Here is a 15,335-nt window from a genome sequence, read left to right as displayed (position 1 = left end):
CTAAAAGCACTTTGATAAAAACAAAGCAACAAAAGGAGGTCACATGGCCCTATTAATACAACCCACATTAGAACTAAAGCAGCTTGTTGCACTCGTTAAATTTTTAGAGTGCTCACATAAACTGGCAATAGACACCAGCGTATTTACAGCTCAAGAAGCAACCGACATAGGCCAAAGCTATTTAAGCCTACGTGAGCAGTTAGAAGAGTTTAAAAATGACTAAAGTAAAGCTAATACAGCTAATTCATATTGCGAAAAGCCAACTAGGGCTAGACGACGATACCTACCGCGCAGCACTACTAGGCGCATCGGGTAAAACGTCATGCAGCCAAATGAGTGTGCCAGAGCTAAACAAAGTGTTAGAGCATTTTAAAAAAGCAGGGTTTAAAACAAAGGCTAAACGCCGTTTAAGCCCAAAATCAGATCCAAAGCAATTTGGTGAGATAAACAAAATTCGCGCAATTTGGATCACCATGCACAAACAAGGTTTTGTGCGTGATGGCTCAGAAACCGCCCTAGATAGCTACGTTAATCGCGTTTTAAATCGTAATAAGCTAGGTCAGAATATCAGTTTTCATACTCATTTTTTAACCCAACAACAAGCGCTTAAAGTACTCGAATCACTTAAGCAGTGGCAAAAGCGCGAATTACAAAAAGAGCAACATCGAGGTAATAATGGCTAACCAAAAAGAGGAACAACCAGAGCTATTTGGTGAGAGCATCGAAGAACTGCAAGATTGCCTAAACAAACTATCTACAGCAGACGCAGCTGAGGTACGCAAGCGCTGGCCTAGTAACTTACAATCGCTCGCGTTGCTTATTGAGTCACAACTTACTAAAGCTGGCGTAAACGATCCTCAAGGTTTAGGTGAAGCTATCACCCTTGCGATAGGTCACTACTTTGGAGGGCGTGATGTTTACATACCAACAGACCAACGCCTAAAAGCAGCACTACGCGATATACAAATATGGCAAGAGTACAAAGGTAATAACATTGAGCAGCTAGGTAATAAATTTAAACTAACAGAGCGACGAATAGCTGAAATAGTCCAACGTCAACGAGCTGTTGAAACCGAGCGCCGCCAACGGAGGTTATTTTAATGAGTAAAGTATTAATGGGTAACGTACTTAATGAAGCAGTGAATGTAGCTGCTGAGGCGGTAGAGTGTGTTGATACGCTAATAGTAGACATGCTAGAAGGCAAGCACCCAAACAACTACGTGCTATTGGGCACACTTCAAATGCAACACACCGATATACAAGTACAACTGCACGTAATGCAAGACGAAAACAAATTTATAGATGAAGTAGGCGCTCCGCTGATAGCTAAAGCACCGGCAGCGCTTGAGAGCGTAAAAGCAGGCGATTTGGAGTTTATGCTCATACATAAACCGAGTGAATTACTAAAGGGGGTTGCTGAATTACAGATAAAAATTAAGGAGTTACGTAAATAAACAGTAGTTAATCCTGATCAGTTGCGCGATTTACGTTTTAAGTTAAGTTAGAGGCTGAAATCGTTGAAGTACTTCCGTAACTGCTGAATTACTCAATAATTACGTAAATGTTTATTATGGAATAGGTAATGGATAACAAATTAAAAGAGCATGCATTAAATGAGTTACACAACATTCAAGTCACCTTATCTTTATTTGCAGAGCTTGCAAGTCTCCCCAACAGCAATGATGTACCTATAGGTTTGAGCGATATCGCCACGGTACTTGCTGATAATGCCCATCGAATGAAGCAAAACCTAAATAATCTTGTTTAATTATAAATGGGCCGCGTAAAGCGGCTTTTTACTATTTTATAGCTGTTCGTGTACATACTATAAGGTAATCGTTCTTTTATACATATAGTAAAAAAGTCAATTCTAAGTATAATATTTATAAATGGCAATTAGTTATATTTTTTGCTATTAGTAAAATTAATAGCGCAAGGGATTTTCGTACGATAATAATGAAGTGCTCTCTGATAGAGCAGAAAAGCTTAATACATTTTTCAGTTTCAAAAAAGGAAGTTTTGATTTATGCCTCAAATAGAAAAAGATAACAAAAATAATAGCTTCAATACCCAGAAAAAGATCCGTTATCAACCTCAAACACTTATAGATATTCCTAAAAATAGTGATGAAAAGGCACTAAAACAATTATTCAAAATAGCTCTAGATAGCCGTAATTTTGAAATTACTCAATTAGTTCAAAGAAATAATTACTTTATGATATTTCAAGGCGTTATTTTTATGGGGCTTATTCAATCTACGCACGAAATTCCAATTGTAAGTTTTATGATTTGTATAGTTGGATTGGTCACATCCTGTTTCCAAGCTCGCATGGCTTCTGGAGCTAAATTTTGGCAGGAATATTGGGAAGCTACGCTCACAAAACTTGAAAGAGCATTACTTTCTCAATTAAGAAATTCAAATGATGAGCGTTGTGCTCTTTTTGCTTTATTTCATGATGATCAAGAAGTTTATAACTCTATGGTGAGAGAAAAGATTGGCTCTAGTTCAGCTTCATTTATAAATAAAATGATAATGAATAGACACTCAGTAAGCCGTATTCCAATTCAGGTGGCGATATCTTTAGGTGGAATTTGGTTTTTATTATTGTTATGCACAATAGCTTCTTATCAAGGTCTTCAAATACCATCATTTATTGTTGGCTTTTAAACGGTACTGAATAATACATTTAAATTGAACTAATACAGTGGAGTATTACAAATGAACTTGGAAGTTTTAGAATTTTTGCTTGAAAACGAAAATTACATTGAAGAAATGGCGAATAGTGTTGGTGTTGACTCTAATGCCAGTGTTGGGATAGCTAAATTGCTTAAAGAAAATGCAGGTGACTTAAGTATTTTAAAAGGCAAACAAACTTTTCATTATGAAAAAGTTATTAAGCCTTTATTAGAAGGAGTTCAATGTGAAGGCCCTATTGGGATGCGCGAAGACGATGAAGGTAATTGGGATACTAGTTGTGTAAATGGAGGCGTTGTTGATGATGAATCTCTTTATCAAAGTTATTTAGAGGAAGACTTTAAATGCCAAATTTGTCGCTATGATGCTGAAAATGGACGATAGCAGCTTATAAAAATTAAAGTTGTGGCACATTTAGACTGTTATATTTGATTGAATATTATGAATCAAATATAACAGTTAACATCATGAATTATTAACTAATTTATTTAGATTGACTTTGAAAACACCTTTGATTTTGTATGGCAAAAAATTCAAGAATTTTACTTATAATCCCAAACATTCTACTTAGCTTACAAGTCGCGTTGACTTATCTCAAATTATTACTTAATTAACCCACCGTTGAACAGAGCTTAACCCCGTGCCACTGTGATTTAAAAAGCAATAAAACGGCTTAGAACCCCCATACCCGCCATAGCCATTTTTAGCGTTAACTTGCATAGCTAAAACTAACCTTGCTCCGCTGGCATCATTACGCCATTGCTTTTCATGCGACATAACCATTAAGGAATTTGGATCTCGCCATCCTCCATTCTTTTTTGCCATCTCAGTACACTGCTGCAAAATATCATTACTTTCAGCGCTAGTATCAGGTGCTTTTGTTACTTTTAAGTGTAGCTCTTTTGCATCAGGTGCGCAGGGTGTTTGGCTAAATGTAGGTACATCATCAATAATGCATTGGTAAATTTTTGCTTGGCTAGGTAGAGTCCATATAGCAAGCAAAATAAGGGCAGGGTATCTCAATGTGTTAAATCCTTTTAAATGGTGGTTAGCGAAAAATGCTAAGTTGCAGTACCATAAAAAACTTTACTGCGGCTGTCTACTTTTTAGATAAACTTTCCCGAAATCCCGCACGGCCATTAACTAGCTAGTCAGCACCACAATACCGAAAAACAACAAGGTTTTTCGGTATGCTCCCATCTATAAACTACTTTAAACAATCTCCCGAAATACACACGGTACTTGCCCCGTACTCGCTTAAATTTGCCCAGTGTATATTACCTATCTTGTATTTAGAGGGTGGTTTACGCAGTGACGGCGGGTTAAACAACGTAGCCTCAGACCGTGGTGGCCTTACAAAATATGGCATAAGCCAGCGCGCGTATCCAAAGCTTGATATTAAAAACCTAACACTCGCCAAAGCCGTAAGCTTGTATCACCGCGACTATTGGCGTGCAATGTACTGCGAGCAAAGCCCCGCAGGTGTTGATTTTATGCTGCTCGATGGCGCAGTACAACACGGCGCACCTGCCATGGCCCAATTAACCCAGCGTCTAGTTAACTCAAAGCCTGATGGCCGGATGGGACCAAAAACCCTAGCCGCTATTTTAGATCGCCCAGCCCTTAGCCTCATTGTACTGCTTAGTGTAAACCGTGGTCGCAAGTACGCTCGTATTTGTGCAAACGATACCCGCCAAAAACCAAACCTAGAGGGCTGGTATAACCGCCTAGCCCATGTAACTGAATTTGCAGTGAACCAGCAAAGCGAGGTGGCTTAATGGGTAAAAACTGGGATTGGTCATATCAAAAAGGCCGCGAAAAACGCATGGGATTGGAAGTTGACGCCCGCATGCACAACATGCCATTCGACCCACGCAAAATACCACTACACAGCCACTGCAACACAATGCAAAGCTACTTTAATAAAGGCTGGCAATCGGTAAGAGCCATTGATATTCAACTACGCGTAGACGGCCAACAAAGCTACAAACGTGCCCGCACATTCCTTAAACAAGGCTTTGGAGAATCCAATGGCAATTAGCAACTGGTTTAACGTGGTCGAGCCAATCACCAATTTAATTGATGATCTCTTTACCAGCGACGAAGAGCGCCAAACCATTACCAACGAACTTAAACGCATTGAAAATATGGCCCAAAGCCAAGTATTAGAGCTTGAAGGCAAAATTGTAGAGCTTCAAGGCAAAGTGCTCGCTGCTCAATCACAAATCATTACCGCAGAGGCTAAAGGCGAAAGCTGGTTACAGCGTAATTGGCGGCCCATTACCATGTTGACGTTTTTAGTGTTGGTGTGCTTTGACTCATTTGGTTGGTTGGCTTTTCGCTTATCAGCGCAGGCATGGGATTTACTGCAATTAGGCATAGGCGGTTACGTTATTGGTCGCACAGTTGAAAAGGCTGCGCCAAGCGTTAAGCAAAGTATTAAAAACGTAATTGAAAAAGTAAGGAAGCCAAATTGAGTAAACTCGACGACGCACAAAAAATAGAGCAACACCTACTAGATGCTGCGCTATCCATTCAACGCGAAAAATCAAACAAACCAGGTGCAGAGTTTATGCACTGCCAAGAGTGCGGCATAGATATACCAAAGCAGCGCCGTGAAGCAGTTAAAAACTGTAGCACCTGTGTTGATTGCCAATCACTCATTGAAATACAACAACAGCATTACAGGCATTAGTATGGAATTTATTTTGGAGTGGCAAAAGGCATTTATAACCGTTTGTGTAGCCATAGTTGGCGCTGGCGCACTGGCATGGCTGCGCAGCACCTTTGTGACTAAAAAGGTGCATGAGGTGTTAGAAAGCCGTTTAAGCGCCGTAGAAAAAACAGTAGAGGACCTGCCCAATGCGGACGACCTACACGAACTTGATAAACGGCTAATAGAAGTTAGCGGCAAAATCGATGGCCTAAACCCGCAGCTAACAGACCTAAAACGGTTAACCGATCTATTAATGGAAAACGAACTCAGAGGTACGCGTAGTGGCGATAGTTAACGACAAGTGCCAATGCGGCGTAAAAATCACGGTACTTACAAAGTTGGATAAAACCGAGGCTTGTTATAAAAACATACCCGCTCAGGTTGTCACCACCGACGATTTTAATAAAGGCATAACCGATTACACGCTGTATCGATGCATGAAATGCGGCGAACCAGTAGAAGAAACCGTGCCAGCCCTTAAGCCCCACCCATAGGAAAAAACATCATGGCATTTTTAGAAGTTCAAGCCGAGCACCAACGAATTAGCATATTAATAACGCTTAAAGAATCCGCCGATTTTGGCGCGAATACCAGCATGCTAGCCGATGTACTACAGCGCTATGCACTGGGTTGTAGCCGCGATCAGCTTAAAACCTTACTTAATTGGTTAGAGCAAAACGGCTATATAACACTTGATAAACTTACAGAAAACACATGGGTTGCACGTATTACGCGATCGGGCATAGACGTCGCTGAGGGCATTAGCATTGTGCCTGGTATTAAACGCCCTGGGCCACGAGGTTAACTATGAGCGAGTCAATCCGCAGAGGCCAACCCAGCAAAGTAGACCTGCTACCCGAAGACATTAAAAAGCAGCTCGACTCTATGCTACGCGATAAACGCTTTAGCCAGGGCGAAATACTCGACGCCGTAAACAGCCTTATTATTGAATCGGGCTTAGATGATGGCGCAACAATTAGCCGCAGTGGCCTTAGCCGTCATGCACAAAAAACCGAAGCTGTAGGCCAAAAGCTACGCGAATTACGCGAGACAACTAAAGCGCTTACAGCTGAGCTTGGCGATAAACCTACGGGCGATACCACTAAACTGATTTTAGAAATGGCTCGTACTCAGTTGTATCGTGTATTACAGCAGCAAGTAACGAATCCAGATGACGAACCGATAGACATTACAATCATAAAAGACGCCATGCTTGCAGCTCAGCGCCTAGAGCAAACAGCTATGGCAGCCCACAAACGCCAGCAAGAAATAGAAAAAGCCTACGCGCAAAAGCTCGCCAAAGACCTAGACCAAAAGGTCAAAAACGAAAACCTACCGCAAACTGCAGACGACATGCTGGCCTTTTTTAAACGCGACATATTAGGGCTTAAGCATGACTAGCACAGCGCAAAGCGTTACCCAAACCAACGAGCTACCACTGAGTAAAGTGGCAGGTTCGTTAGCGGTTGCCATGGGCACCGACATACTTTTTGGTTATCAAAAAGCATGGATGGAAGACAAAGCAATAATAAAAATTGCCGGAAAGTCACGCCGTACTGGGCTAACCTTTGCTGAAGCGCTCGACGACGTGCTAAGCGCATGCGCCAGTAAAGGTGCACAAAACACTTATTACCTTGGTTCCGATAAAGAAATGGCGAAGGAGTTTATAGACGCCTGTGCATTTTGGGCGCAAAAGCTCAACATGGTTATGGGCGAAGTAGAAGAGGGCATATTTGAAGAAAAAGACCCCGACGGCTCAAAGCGATCAATCAACACCTTTGAAATTAAATTCCCAAGCACTGGCAAAAAAATAGTTGCCCTAAGTTCTAACCCACGTAACTTGCGTGGACGTCAAGGAAACGTTGTAATAGATGAAGCCGCATTCCATGACAAGCTAGACGAAGTACTAAAAGCCGCTATGGCACTCACCATGTGGGGCGGGCGAGTACGTATTATTTCGACCCATAACGGGGTAGATAACCTATTTAACACCCTAATAACTCAAGCCAGGCGCGGCACTAAAAAGTATTCAGTGCATCATATTCCTATTGATAAAGCACTAAAACACGGCCTATACAAACGTATTTGTTTGGTTAGTGGGCAAGAGTGGACGCAAGCCAAAGAAGACGAATGGCTAGCTAACCAAGTTGGTTTTTACCCCACAGCCGATGCCGCTAACGAAGAGCTGTACTGCGTACCAAGCCAAGGCGCAGGGCAATACCTAAGCCGCCGCCTGCGTGAGCGTGCCCTAAGCGACGACTGCAAAGTTATACGTTACACAGCCCCCACGGACTTTGAAAGCTGGAGTGAAGAGCAGCGCGTAAAAGATGTTAGTACGTGGTGCGAGCAAAATATAGACGAACTTATAAGTAGGTTAAATCCTGATCTAACCCATGCGTTTGGTGAAGATTTCGCCCGTAAAGGCGATTTAACCGTATTCAGTATTGGTGAAATAAACCAAGACACCAGCCTAACCGTGCCGTTTATGGTCGAGCTGCGTAACGTAACCTACGAGCAGCAAAAGCAAATCATGCTGTATATTTGTGACCGTTTACCAAAACTGCGCGGCCTAGCGTTTGACGCCACAGGTAACGGCGGTTACTTAGCCGAAGCAGCAAGCCTTAAATACGGCACCGAGCTAGTAGATAGCGTGCATTTATCACAAGCCTGGTATCGCGAATGGATGCCAAAACTAAAAGACTACTTTGAAACCGACAACATCACGCTACCTAAAGATCAGGACGTACTAGACGACCTAGGCCAAATTAAACTTAAAAACGGTATTGCTCAGGTAGATAAAGGCAAAAATACGGGCAGCGATGGCAACAAACGCCACGGCGATAGCGCGGTATCAATTGCTATGCTAATACGCGCTGCAGAAATGGACGGCAGCGCCATCGAATTTACACCACTCCCAAGCAAAGCCCAGCAAAGCGCTAACAGCCTACGCCCAGACCACGGCGATGATTTTGTAAGTGATTGTAAAGCTGCATGGTAGCGCGGCGATTTAGGGTGTTTTATCAAGAGATATTCACCGCACAAGTACAGCAATTAGACATAACCGCCGCCAGTTTAACAAAGGCCCACCAACATACATTAACGCTTGATATATACGTACTAAGCATTAAGCCCATCATTAAAGTTAGAGTAAACCTATGAACCAAATAGTAGATATTCACGGCAACCCGCTAAATTCAAACAACTTTAAGCAAATTCAAACCGAGCAAGACAGCCGCGTTGGTATGCTTATGCGTCAATTTGCACAGCACCCAAGCGAGGCGCTTACCCCTGCTAAATTATCACAGCTATTAAAAGATGCTGAAGCTGGAGACTTAGCAGCCATAGCCGACTTAGCAAAAGATATGGAAGACAAAGATGGTCACTTATTTAGTGAACTAACAAAGCGCCGTAGAGGCTGGCTTAAATACGATTGGTCTGTAGAGCCGCCGCGCAACGCCACAGAGCAAGAAGAAAAAGACGCCGCAGCAATACAAGAAATACTAGAAGATGCTACTTGGCTGGATGATCTTCTTTTTGATTGCAGCGACGCAATACTAAAATCGTTTTCGTGTAACGAGTTAAGTTGGGCGTTTGATGGCGGCGAGCACATTATTACAGGCTACGAGTTTCGCGACCAAAACCTATTTAAAACCCATCCAGATAACCGCAACCAGTTAATGTTGCGCGACAACAGCTACACAGGGCAAACACTAAATCCGTTTGGCTGGTGCGCGCATATTCACCGCAGTAAATCGGGGTATATTCACCGCACCGGGTTAACCTCAACGGTGGCATGGCCTTACTTATTTAAAAACTATTCAATACGTGACCTTGCCGAGTTCCTAGAGATTTACGGCTTACCGCTGCGTTTAGGTAAATACCCCAATGGCGCAAGTGATGACGAAAAAGCCACTTTGTTACGTGCCGTGCTTAGCATCGGCCATAACGCAGGCGGCATTATTCCGAAGGGTATGGAGATTGAATTTCAAAATGCCGCCAATGGTCAATCAGATCCATTTGAAGCTATGATCAAGTGGTGTGAAACCACTCAAAGTAAAGCCGTATTAGGCGCAACGCTTACCAGCCAAGCGGATGGCAAAACCAGCACAAACGCCCTTGGTAATGTACACATGGACGTACTAAACGACATAACCGAAAGCGATTTAAAACAAGTAGCCAACACTATAACGCGCGATATTATTTACCCAATGCACGCACTCAATTCTAAAAGCTACTCAGGCGCACGCCGTATACCACGCTTTAAATTTGATACAAGCGAAGCCGACGATATCGCATTATTAGCGCCGGCCCTTAAAATACTGACCGAGGTAAACTACCCAATCCCGGCAAAATGGGTGAGCGAAAAAACCCAAATTCCACTCCCTGAAAAGGGAGAAGCGATACTCAGCCTTACCCCAACTGAGCCACAAACCGCTTTAAAAGGTTTTGCTGCACTCAAAACCGCACCGCAAAAAGACAACGCTGACTTAGTAGCCGAGCAGCTAGCAGCACAAGCACAAACTCACTTAAATAGCATGAGCGACGCTGTAACCGAGTTGGTTAAAAATGCCAGCAGCTTAGAAGAAATACGCGACGGCATACTTGAATTAGAGCCACACATAAGCACAGAGGGCTTTACTGAGCTAATGGCAAAGGCTATGGCAGCCAGTGAGTTACTAGGCGCATTAGAAGTGGATGAGGGCCGTTAAATGGCTGTTAGATACGGCTCACTGCCGTTTGACGACGGGATAAAGTTTTTTAGGCAAAAGCTAAACACCCCAACAGATAGCTGGGATGATGTATGGCAAAACGCCCATAACCGCGCATTTATGGTGGCTGGCGTTACCAAAGCCGATATGCTCAACGACTTTTACACCTCAGTAAATAAAGCCATAAGCGAAGGTAAAAGCTTAAATTGGTTTCAAAAAGAGTTTGATAATATCAAGGCGCGTTACGGATGGGAGCACAATGGCGAACCCGCATGGCGTAGCCAGTTAATATACGAAACCAATATACGCCAAGCCTACAACGCAGGGCGTGAGGGGCAAATACAAGCGCTTAAAGCAAGCCGCCCTTATGCGTTATACAAGCACGGCGATAGCGAAACCCCACGCGTACTGCATTTAAAATGGAATAACCTAGTATTATCGGTAGATGATCCTTGGTGGGACACCCACAGCCCACAAAACGGCTGGGGCTGTAAATGTAAAAAGTTTAGCCTAAGCGAACGTGAACTTAAACGCCGTGGCCTAAGTGTAGGCACCGCCCCCGATAGCGGCAGCTATACCTGGACTAATAAAAAAACGGGTGAAGAGCATGAGCTACCACGCGGTATTGATCCGGGGTTTGATTACACGCCCACAAATACCCAGCAGCTTACAAGCCAGGTTAAAAAGCAAGTTGCGCAAAAGCCTACTTTGCCACAGCGCGCAGCCGCATTGGAGGCCGCGCGCATAGTACCATCGGCGTTTAGCACCGCTAAAAACGTAACTGCTTTAAAGCTCGATCCATTATTGACCCAGTTAGATGGTGACGTAATTAACCGCTTAAACGACTTTCTTACCGCTAAAAAAACCAAAACAGTATTTGTAAAAAACAACGAAATGAGCACCGGTTCTAAAGCAAACGCCGCCATACGCAGTGAAGTAGGCGAGTACCTAGACGTAGACGACTTTTACGCCCGCATGCAATACGCCACCCGCGGTGCTAAAAACGTAGGCGGGTTTACCTCCGTCGGGTTTGAGCACGTAGTGGTAAAAGTAAAAGCCAGCCAAAACTTAGCTAAAGTAGACATGCAAGCAGTTAAAGATGCCGCCGCGCTTAGCGTTAAAACTGCCGCTAACAATGCAGGTAAATACGAATTTGAATATCAAGGGCAAACCCTAAAACGTGATCATTCAATATCGGCGGTTACAAATGTGCTTGATAAAAACCACGCTCACAGCATTATTGCCACATGGTTGCATGAACTGGGGCATCAAGTGCATTACTACGCCAGCGCACCCGACTTACTAAAAGGTGCATTACCCGTTACTTACTATGGCTCAGTAAACAAGTACGAGCGCTTTGCAGAGGCGTTTACCGCCTGGGCGCTTGCACGTAAAGAGCTTAAAAAATGGCAACCTAATCTGGTAAGCTGGATAGACCAACTAGTAAAAGATGCCGCCAAATCGCAGAGTAAACAGCGATGAAAATAAAACAGACAATAGGTTATTTAGAAATGAAAATATTATTACAAGTAAATAAACTGCTAGAAAAAACGCCATACACAATAGAGACGTGTCGCCAGTTCGCGCAGCTTGAAGCAAAAGCCAAAGGCGCAGAGGCCGATATTATAGCGAGCTTGCTACCCGCACTAATCGCAGGGCTTGACCAACAAACCCATATGCACGCATTTGATGAAGGGCTAGTGTAATGTCAGGCGCGCGTATTGAGATAAGTACAGAGGGCGCAACCGCTGTAAGTGATGTATTAACCCAGTTAGTAAAGAACCTAGATAACTTAGCCCCAGCACTTGGCAACGTGGGCGAGCATTTAATGTTGACCCATCGCGATCACTTTGACGAGCAGCGCAGCCCCGACGGCGACCCATGGCAAGCACTTAGCCCCGACTACGCGAAAAGCAAAAAAAAGAACAAAGATAAAATACTCAGGCTAAACGACATACTACGCGACACGTTCGCTTATAACGTGGGGGATGAATCACTAGAGTTTGGTACAAACATGGAGTACGGCGCTATTCATCAATTTGGTGGCAGCAGTGATATGATCCCACGCTTGGCCGCCATACCTGCAAGACCGTTTTTAGGATTATCAAGCAACGACGAAAAAGAAGTGATTGAGATATTGAGTGACTTTTTAATTTGATATTGTTGATGTAACTAAATACTATCATACTTAACAAGTTATCTTATAATCGAGTGTTGAAGGAACAGACCGTGGAAAAAAAGCTTAGTCGATCTCAGTTAAAAAAATGGTTAAAAAAAGGAGCTAATATAACCTTACTTTCAATTAGTTTACTTGGTGGAGTAAATCTAAATTTCCAAATGAACAATAACATCACCCCGCAGTCTTTTTTGAGTGCTGTCACTATTGACGATTACCCCACAGGACAGTATTTAGTTGATTATAAGTATAAAAATGATAGCGGTGAACCAGACCCTTTATTTTGTGAAACAGTCTTAGGAATGTATTATGATATTGCTTTAAAAAGTGATGTAGTGGTCAAGAATATAGACGTCTTAGAAAGTAAGCTTAGTGAACATTCATACATTTTAATTTCTGATGATCGAAAGCGTGGTTATAGGTTAAAAACAATTCTTATCAAAAAGCCTGATTTTCCAAACGAGTTATTTGAGCTGATAAATACTCTAAATGAACATGCAAGTTTTGTTTCTGTTTATGAAGATCAAACTGATTTAGCTGCTCACGCTTATATAGGTGGTAAGCGAATTTCTAAAGAAAGGGCTAAAATTTTCTTAGATGAAAGAGTTGTATAGTATTCAGCGAGTAGAATTAAACCTAAGCGCTTGTGAGTGGCAAACCTATACAATGGGCGTTAAAATGATTACATTAGCTCTACGTTGATTTTAAACACCTTTTAAACAGGGCCACATAGCTAATGCTGGGGTGTATTTATTGTTGAAACGCGATAAAACCCGTTTTTAGCTTAAGATACTCTGCAAATTCCCGAAACACCGCACGGCCAACCAAAACAAATTTAAATCCATACTGAGCACAGATTATTCAAACTGTGCTTAGCTATGAAAAAACCATTTACCACATGCTTACTTGAAACTGCCTCACTTACATCGGGGCTAGCTGTTTTATCAGCTAGCAAGCCTGCCGATTTAGGCTTTGCTGCTTGCCGCTTTGCAAGCGAAATAAACGCGCAAGGCATAAGCGAGCGCGTAATGGTAATGCCAGACGGCTATTTTAACTCGCACGATGGCCGCCCATTCGATGTACCAGCCAATGCCTGGTTACTAGACCAAGCAGCATTTGAGTTACTTAAAAGCACCGCAAGCACCCGCACTAACGACTACCACTTTGACTACGAGCACCAAACCCTACACGCCGAAGAAAACGGCAAGCCTGCACCTGCTAGCGGTTGGTTTAACCCAAGCGATTTAGAGTACGTACCAGGCGAGGGGCTGTATGCCCTTAATGTACGCTGGACACCTAGCGCCCGCGCTCACCTAAAAAACGACGAGTACCGGTTTATAAGTCCTGTTTTTCATTACGACAAACAAACAGGCCGCCCAACCAAATTACGCCATTTTGCCCTTACCAACGACCCAGCGGTAGACGGTATGGACAAAGTAGCCGTTTTAAAGACCTCTAAAACCCATGTTAACAATGGAGAAAATACCATGAATGCAGCTCAAAAATTGCTGAGCTTGCTAGGTATAGCTGTGGATGGTGATAACGTCACCGATGCAGATTACACCCAAGCAACAACAGCACTCACTGCTTTAAAAGCTAAAGCCGATGAAGCCGATACGCTTACCAATCAACTAAGTAACGCAAACGATGTCGTTGCCGCACTTAAAGCAAATAACTCTACAGAGGTTAATTTAGCTAAGTATGTGCCGGTTGAAACCTACAACGCATTACATACTGAAATGGTTGCCCTTAAAAGCACCAGCGACAACCAAACCGTTGAGCAGGAAATTAACAAGGCTAAACAAGATGGCCGTGTGATTGCTAGCGAAGAAGAATACCTAACTAGCTTAGGTAATCAGCAAGGGATTGCCACGTTAAAAGCGGTGTTAGATGCTCGTTCACCTATTGCGAGCTTAACCGCTCAGCAAACAACTAATGCACCTAAGCCCGCGCAAAACAAAGAAGGCTTAGCAGCACTCACCGCAGACGAAAAGTATGCAGCAGATCAGTTAGGTCTATCGCACACGGCTTATGCCAAAGCTAAACAGGAGCAAAACTAATGGCTTTAGTGACCCCCGCACTTTTAACCGCATTGTTTACTGGTTTTAAAACAGAGTTTGAACAAGGTAAATCAGAAGCAGCACCGCAATTTAATAAAATTGCCAGTGTAATTAAATCTACATCGGCCAGTAATACCTACGGCTGGTTGGGTAAGTTCCCAAGCCTGGCTAAATGGATTGGCGATCGGAATATTCAAAGTATGAAATCGCAGGCGTACACCATTACCAACGACGATTACGAGTCAACGGTAGGCGTAGACCGCAATGATATTGAAGACGACAACCTAGGCGTGTACTCACCTATTTTTAAAGAAATGGGTAACGCGGCGGCCATTCACCCGGACGAAATGATTTTTCCATTACTAGCAGCAGGTTTTACAACGCTGTGCTACGACGGGCAAAACTATTTTGACGAAGAACACCCAGTTTATCCTAAAGCCGACGGCACAGGTACTGCGGTATCTACAGCTAATATGGCGATTGATGCTGAATACACTGGTGATGCCTGGTACGTGCTAGATACCTCAAAAGCACTTAAGCCGCTTATTTTTCAAGAGCGTAAAAAGCCTAACTTACTTGCGATGACAAAAACCGACGATGAAGCCGTATTCACTCGCAAAGAATACCGTTACGGCGTTGATTGCCGTGATGCCGCAGGCTTTGGTTTTTGGCAATTAGCTTTTGCTAATAAGCGAGCATTAACGCCAGATAACCTATGGGACAGCATTGAAACAATGCGTAGTTTTACCGCCGACGGTGGCCGTAAGTTAGGTATTAAGCCAACCATGTTGGTTGTACCAGCAAGCATGGAAAAGCTAGCAACCCGCATGTTAGAGCGTGAAATGGAATCAAACAGCTCAAACGAACTTAAAGGCCGTGTAGAGCTGCTAGTAGCTGATTACCTTTAACAGCTAACCCCATAAAAAACCCTATTAAGTACGGGGCTGCTTAGCCCCATACTTTAAACCAGGAGTAATAA

Annotated in this window: 24 protein-coding genes; 23 read left to right on the top strand and 1 reads right to left on the bottom strand. The window is 43.1% G+C overall.

What is annotated here, in order from left to right; all coding sequences use genetic code 11:
* Window positions 1-43: 43 nt before the first annotated feature.
* The 7 genes from I6F53_RS04820 (at window position 44) to I6F53_RS04790 (ending at window position 3,079) form a co-directional block, all read left to right on the top strand.
* A complete protein-coding gene (locus I6F53_RS04820) occupies window positions 44-223 on the top strand; it encodes a hypothetical protein (RefSeq protein WP_197238696.1) in 180 nt (59 codons plus the stop codon).
* Window positions 216-683 carry a gp16 family protein gene (locus I6F53_RS04815; RefSeq protein WP_197238695.1) on the top strand — a complete coding sequence of 156 codons (468 nt, stop codon included), beginning with the start codon at window positions 216-218 and terminating at the stop codon, window positions 681-683. Before I6F53_RS04820 ends, I6F53_RS04815 begins: the two co-directional genes overlap by 8 nt.
* A complete protein-coding gene (locus I6F53_RS04810) occupies window positions 676-1,101 on the top strand; it encodes a Mor transcription activator family protein (RefSeq protein WP_197238693.1) in 426 nt (141 codons plus the stop codon). Before I6F53_RS04815 ends, I6F53_RS04810 begins: the two co-directional genes overlap by 8 nt.
* Entirely contained in the window at window positions 1,101-1,454 is a 354-nt protein-coding gene (locus I6F53_RS04805; RefSeq protein ID WP_197238692.1) for a hypothetical protein, read from the top strand. Before I6F53_RS04810 ends, I6F53_RS04805 begins: the two co-directional genes overlap by 1 nt.
* 128 nt (window positions 1,455-1,582) lie before the next feature.
* Window positions 1,583-1,768, top strand: coding sequence for a hypothetical protein (locus I6F53_RS04800; protein ID WP_197238690.1), 186 nt, complete (start codon window positions 1,583-1,585; stop codon window positions 1,766-1,768).
* Window positions 1,769-2,026: 258 nt separating this feature from the next.
* Window positions 2,027-2,668, top strand: a complete 642-nt coding sequence (locus I6F53_RS04795) for a RipA family octameric membrane protein (protein ID WP_197238689.1) — start codon at window positions 2,027-2,029, stop codon at window positions 2,666-2,668.
* A gap of 51 nt (window positions 2,669-2,719) precedes the next feature.
* Window positions 2,720-3,079 (top strand): hypothetical protein, encoded by a 360-nt coding sequence (locus tag I6F53_RS04790; protein WP_197238688.1) that lies wholly within the window; start codon window positions 2,720-2,722, stop codon window positions 3,077-3,079.
* Window positions 3,080-3,301: 222 nt separating this feature from the next.
* On the opposite strand, the gene I6F53_RS04785 is transcribed toward I6F53_RS04790, so the two are convergent.
* A complete protein-coding gene (locus tag I6F53_RS04785) occupies window positions 3,302-3,718 on the bottom strand; it encodes a DUF4124 domain-containing protein (RefSeq protein ID WP_197238687.1) in 417 nt (138 codons plus the stop codon).
* 167 nt (window positions 3,719-3,885) lie between these two features.
* Between I6F53_RS04785 and I6F53_RS04780 the strand changes: the two genes are divergently transcribed.
* From I6F53_RS04780 to I6F53_RS04705, 16 genes are all read left to right on the top strand, one after another.
* Entirely contained in the window at window positions 3,886-4,473 is a 588-nt protein-coding gene (locus tag I6F53_RS04780) for a glycoside hydrolase family 108 protein (protein ID WP_197238685.1), read from the top strand.
* Window positions 4,473-4,736: a hypothetical protein gene (locus tag I6F53_RS04775; RefSeq protein ID WP_197238684.1), complete on the top strand. Its 264-nt coding sequence runs from the start codon at window positions 4,473-4,475 to the stop codon at window positions 4,734-4,736. The genes I6F53_RS04780 and I6F53_RS04775 overlap by 1 nt, the downstream gene beginning before the upstream one ends.
* The gene (locus I6F53_RS04770; RefSeq protein WP_197238682.1) at window positions 4,726-5,172 is read left to right on the top strand and encodes a 3TM-type holin; all 447 of its coding nucleotides are present in this window, start codon (window positions 4,726-4,728) and stop codon (window positions 5,170-5,172) included. The genes I6F53_RS04775 and I6F53_RS04770 overlap by 11 nt, the downstream gene beginning before the upstream one ends.
* Complete coding sequence (locus I6F53_RS04765) at window positions 5,169-5,390, top strand: TraR/DksA C4-type zinc finger protein (RefSeq protein WP_182692949.1); 222 nt, start codon at window positions 5,169-5,171, stop codon at window positions 5,388-5,390. Before I6F53_RS04770 ends, I6F53_RS04765 begins: the two co-directional genes overlap by 4 nt.
* Before the next feature lies 1 nt (window position 5,391).
* The gene (locus tag I6F53_RS04760; protein WP_197208723.1) at window positions 5,392-5,706 is read left to right on the top strand and encodes a DUF2730 family protein; all 315 of its coding nucleotides are present in this window, start codon (window positions 5,392-5,394) and stop codon (window positions 5,704-5,706) included.
* The gene (locus I6F53_RS04755; protein WP_197238681.1) at window positions 5,693-5,905 is read left to right on the top strand and encodes a hypothetical protein; all 213 of its coding nucleotides are present in this window, start codon (window positions 5,693-5,695) and stop codon (window positions 5,903-5,905) included. Before I6F53_RS04760 ends, I6F53_RS04755 begins: the two co-directional genes overlap by 14 nt.
* An 11-nt stretch (window positions 5,906-5,916) precedes the next feature.
* Window positions 5,917-6,216 (top strand): VpaChn25_0724 family phage protein, encoded by a 300-nt coding sequence (locus I6F53_RS04750; RefSeq protein WP_197238680.1) that lies wholly within the window; start codon window positions 5,917-5,919, stop codon window positions 6,214-6,216.
* Between the two features lie 2 nt (window positions 6,217-6,218).
* Entirely contained in the window at window positions 6,219-6,812 is a 594-nt protein-coding gene (locus tag I6F53_RS04745; protein WP_197238678.1) for a DUF3486 family protein, read from the top strand.
* Window positions 6,805-8,409, top strand: coding sequence for a terminase large subunit domain-containing protein (locus I6F53_RS04740; RefSeq protein WP_197238677.1), 1,605 nt, complete (start codon window positions 6,805-6,807; stop codon window positions 8,407-8,409). The genes I6F53_RS04745 and I6F53_RS04740 overlap by 8 nt, the downstream gene beginning before the upstream one ends.
* A 157-nt stretch (window positions 8,410-8,566) precedes the next feature.
* Window positions 8,567-10,120 carry a DUF935 domain-containing protein gene (locus I6F53_RS04735; RefSeq protein ID WP_197238676.1) on the top strand — a complete coding sequence of 518 codons (1,554 nt, stop codon included), beginning with the start codon at window positions 8,567-8,569 and terminating at the stop codon, window positions 10,118-10,120.
* Window positions 10,121-11,602: a phage head morphogenesis protein gene (locus I6F53_RS04730; protein WP_197238674.1), complete on the top strand. Its 1,482-nt coding sequence runs from the start codon at window positions 10,121-10,123 to the stop codon at window positions 11,600-11,602.
* Between the two features lie 29 nt (window positions 11,603-11,631).
* Window positions 11,632-11,826, top strand: a complete 195-nt coding sequence (locus I6F53_RS04725; RefSeq protein WP_197238673.1) for a hypothetical protein — start codon at window positions 11,632-11,634, stop codon at window positions 11,824-11,826.
* Complete coding sequence (locus tag I6F53_RS04720; protein WP_197238671.1) at window positions 11,826-12,278, top strand: phage virion morphogenesis protein; 453 nt, start codon at window positions 11,826-11,828, stop codon at window positions 12,276-12,278. Before I6F53_RS04725 ends, I6F53_RS04720 begins: the two co-directional genes overlap by 1 nt.
* Window positions 12,279-12,349: 71 nt before the next feature.
* On the top strand, window positions 12,350-12,910 hold the full coding sequence (locus I6F53_RS04715) for a hypothetical protein (protein ID WP_197238670.1): 561 nt from the start codon (window positions 12,350-12,352) through the stop codon (window positions 12,908-12,910).
* Between the two features lie 264 nt (window positions 12,911-13,174).
* Window positions 13,175-14,356 (top strand): phage protease, encoded by a 1,182-nt coding sequence (locus I6F53_RS04710; protein WP_197238669.1) that lies wholly within the window; start codon window positions 13,175-13,177, stop codon window positions 14,354-14,356.
* Entirely contained in the window at window positions 14,356-15,264 is a 909-nt protein-coding gene (locus I6F53_RS04705) for a Mu-like prophage major head subunit gpT family protein (protein WP_197238668.1), read from the top strand. The genes I6F53_RS04710 and I6F53_RS04705 overlap by 1 nt, the downstream gene beginning before the upstream one ends.
* The last annotated feature ends 71 nt before the right edge of the window (window positions 15,265-15,335 follow it).

The organism is Pseudoalteromonas sp. SWN29 (assembly GCF_015864465.1).
Lineage (GTDB): Bacteria > Pseudomonadota > Gammaproteobacteria > Enterobacterales > Alteromonadaceae > Pseudoalteromonas.
The sequence above is the reverse complement of the archived record's forward strand: the minus strand, read 5'-3'. Positions and strand labels throughout refer to the sequence as shown.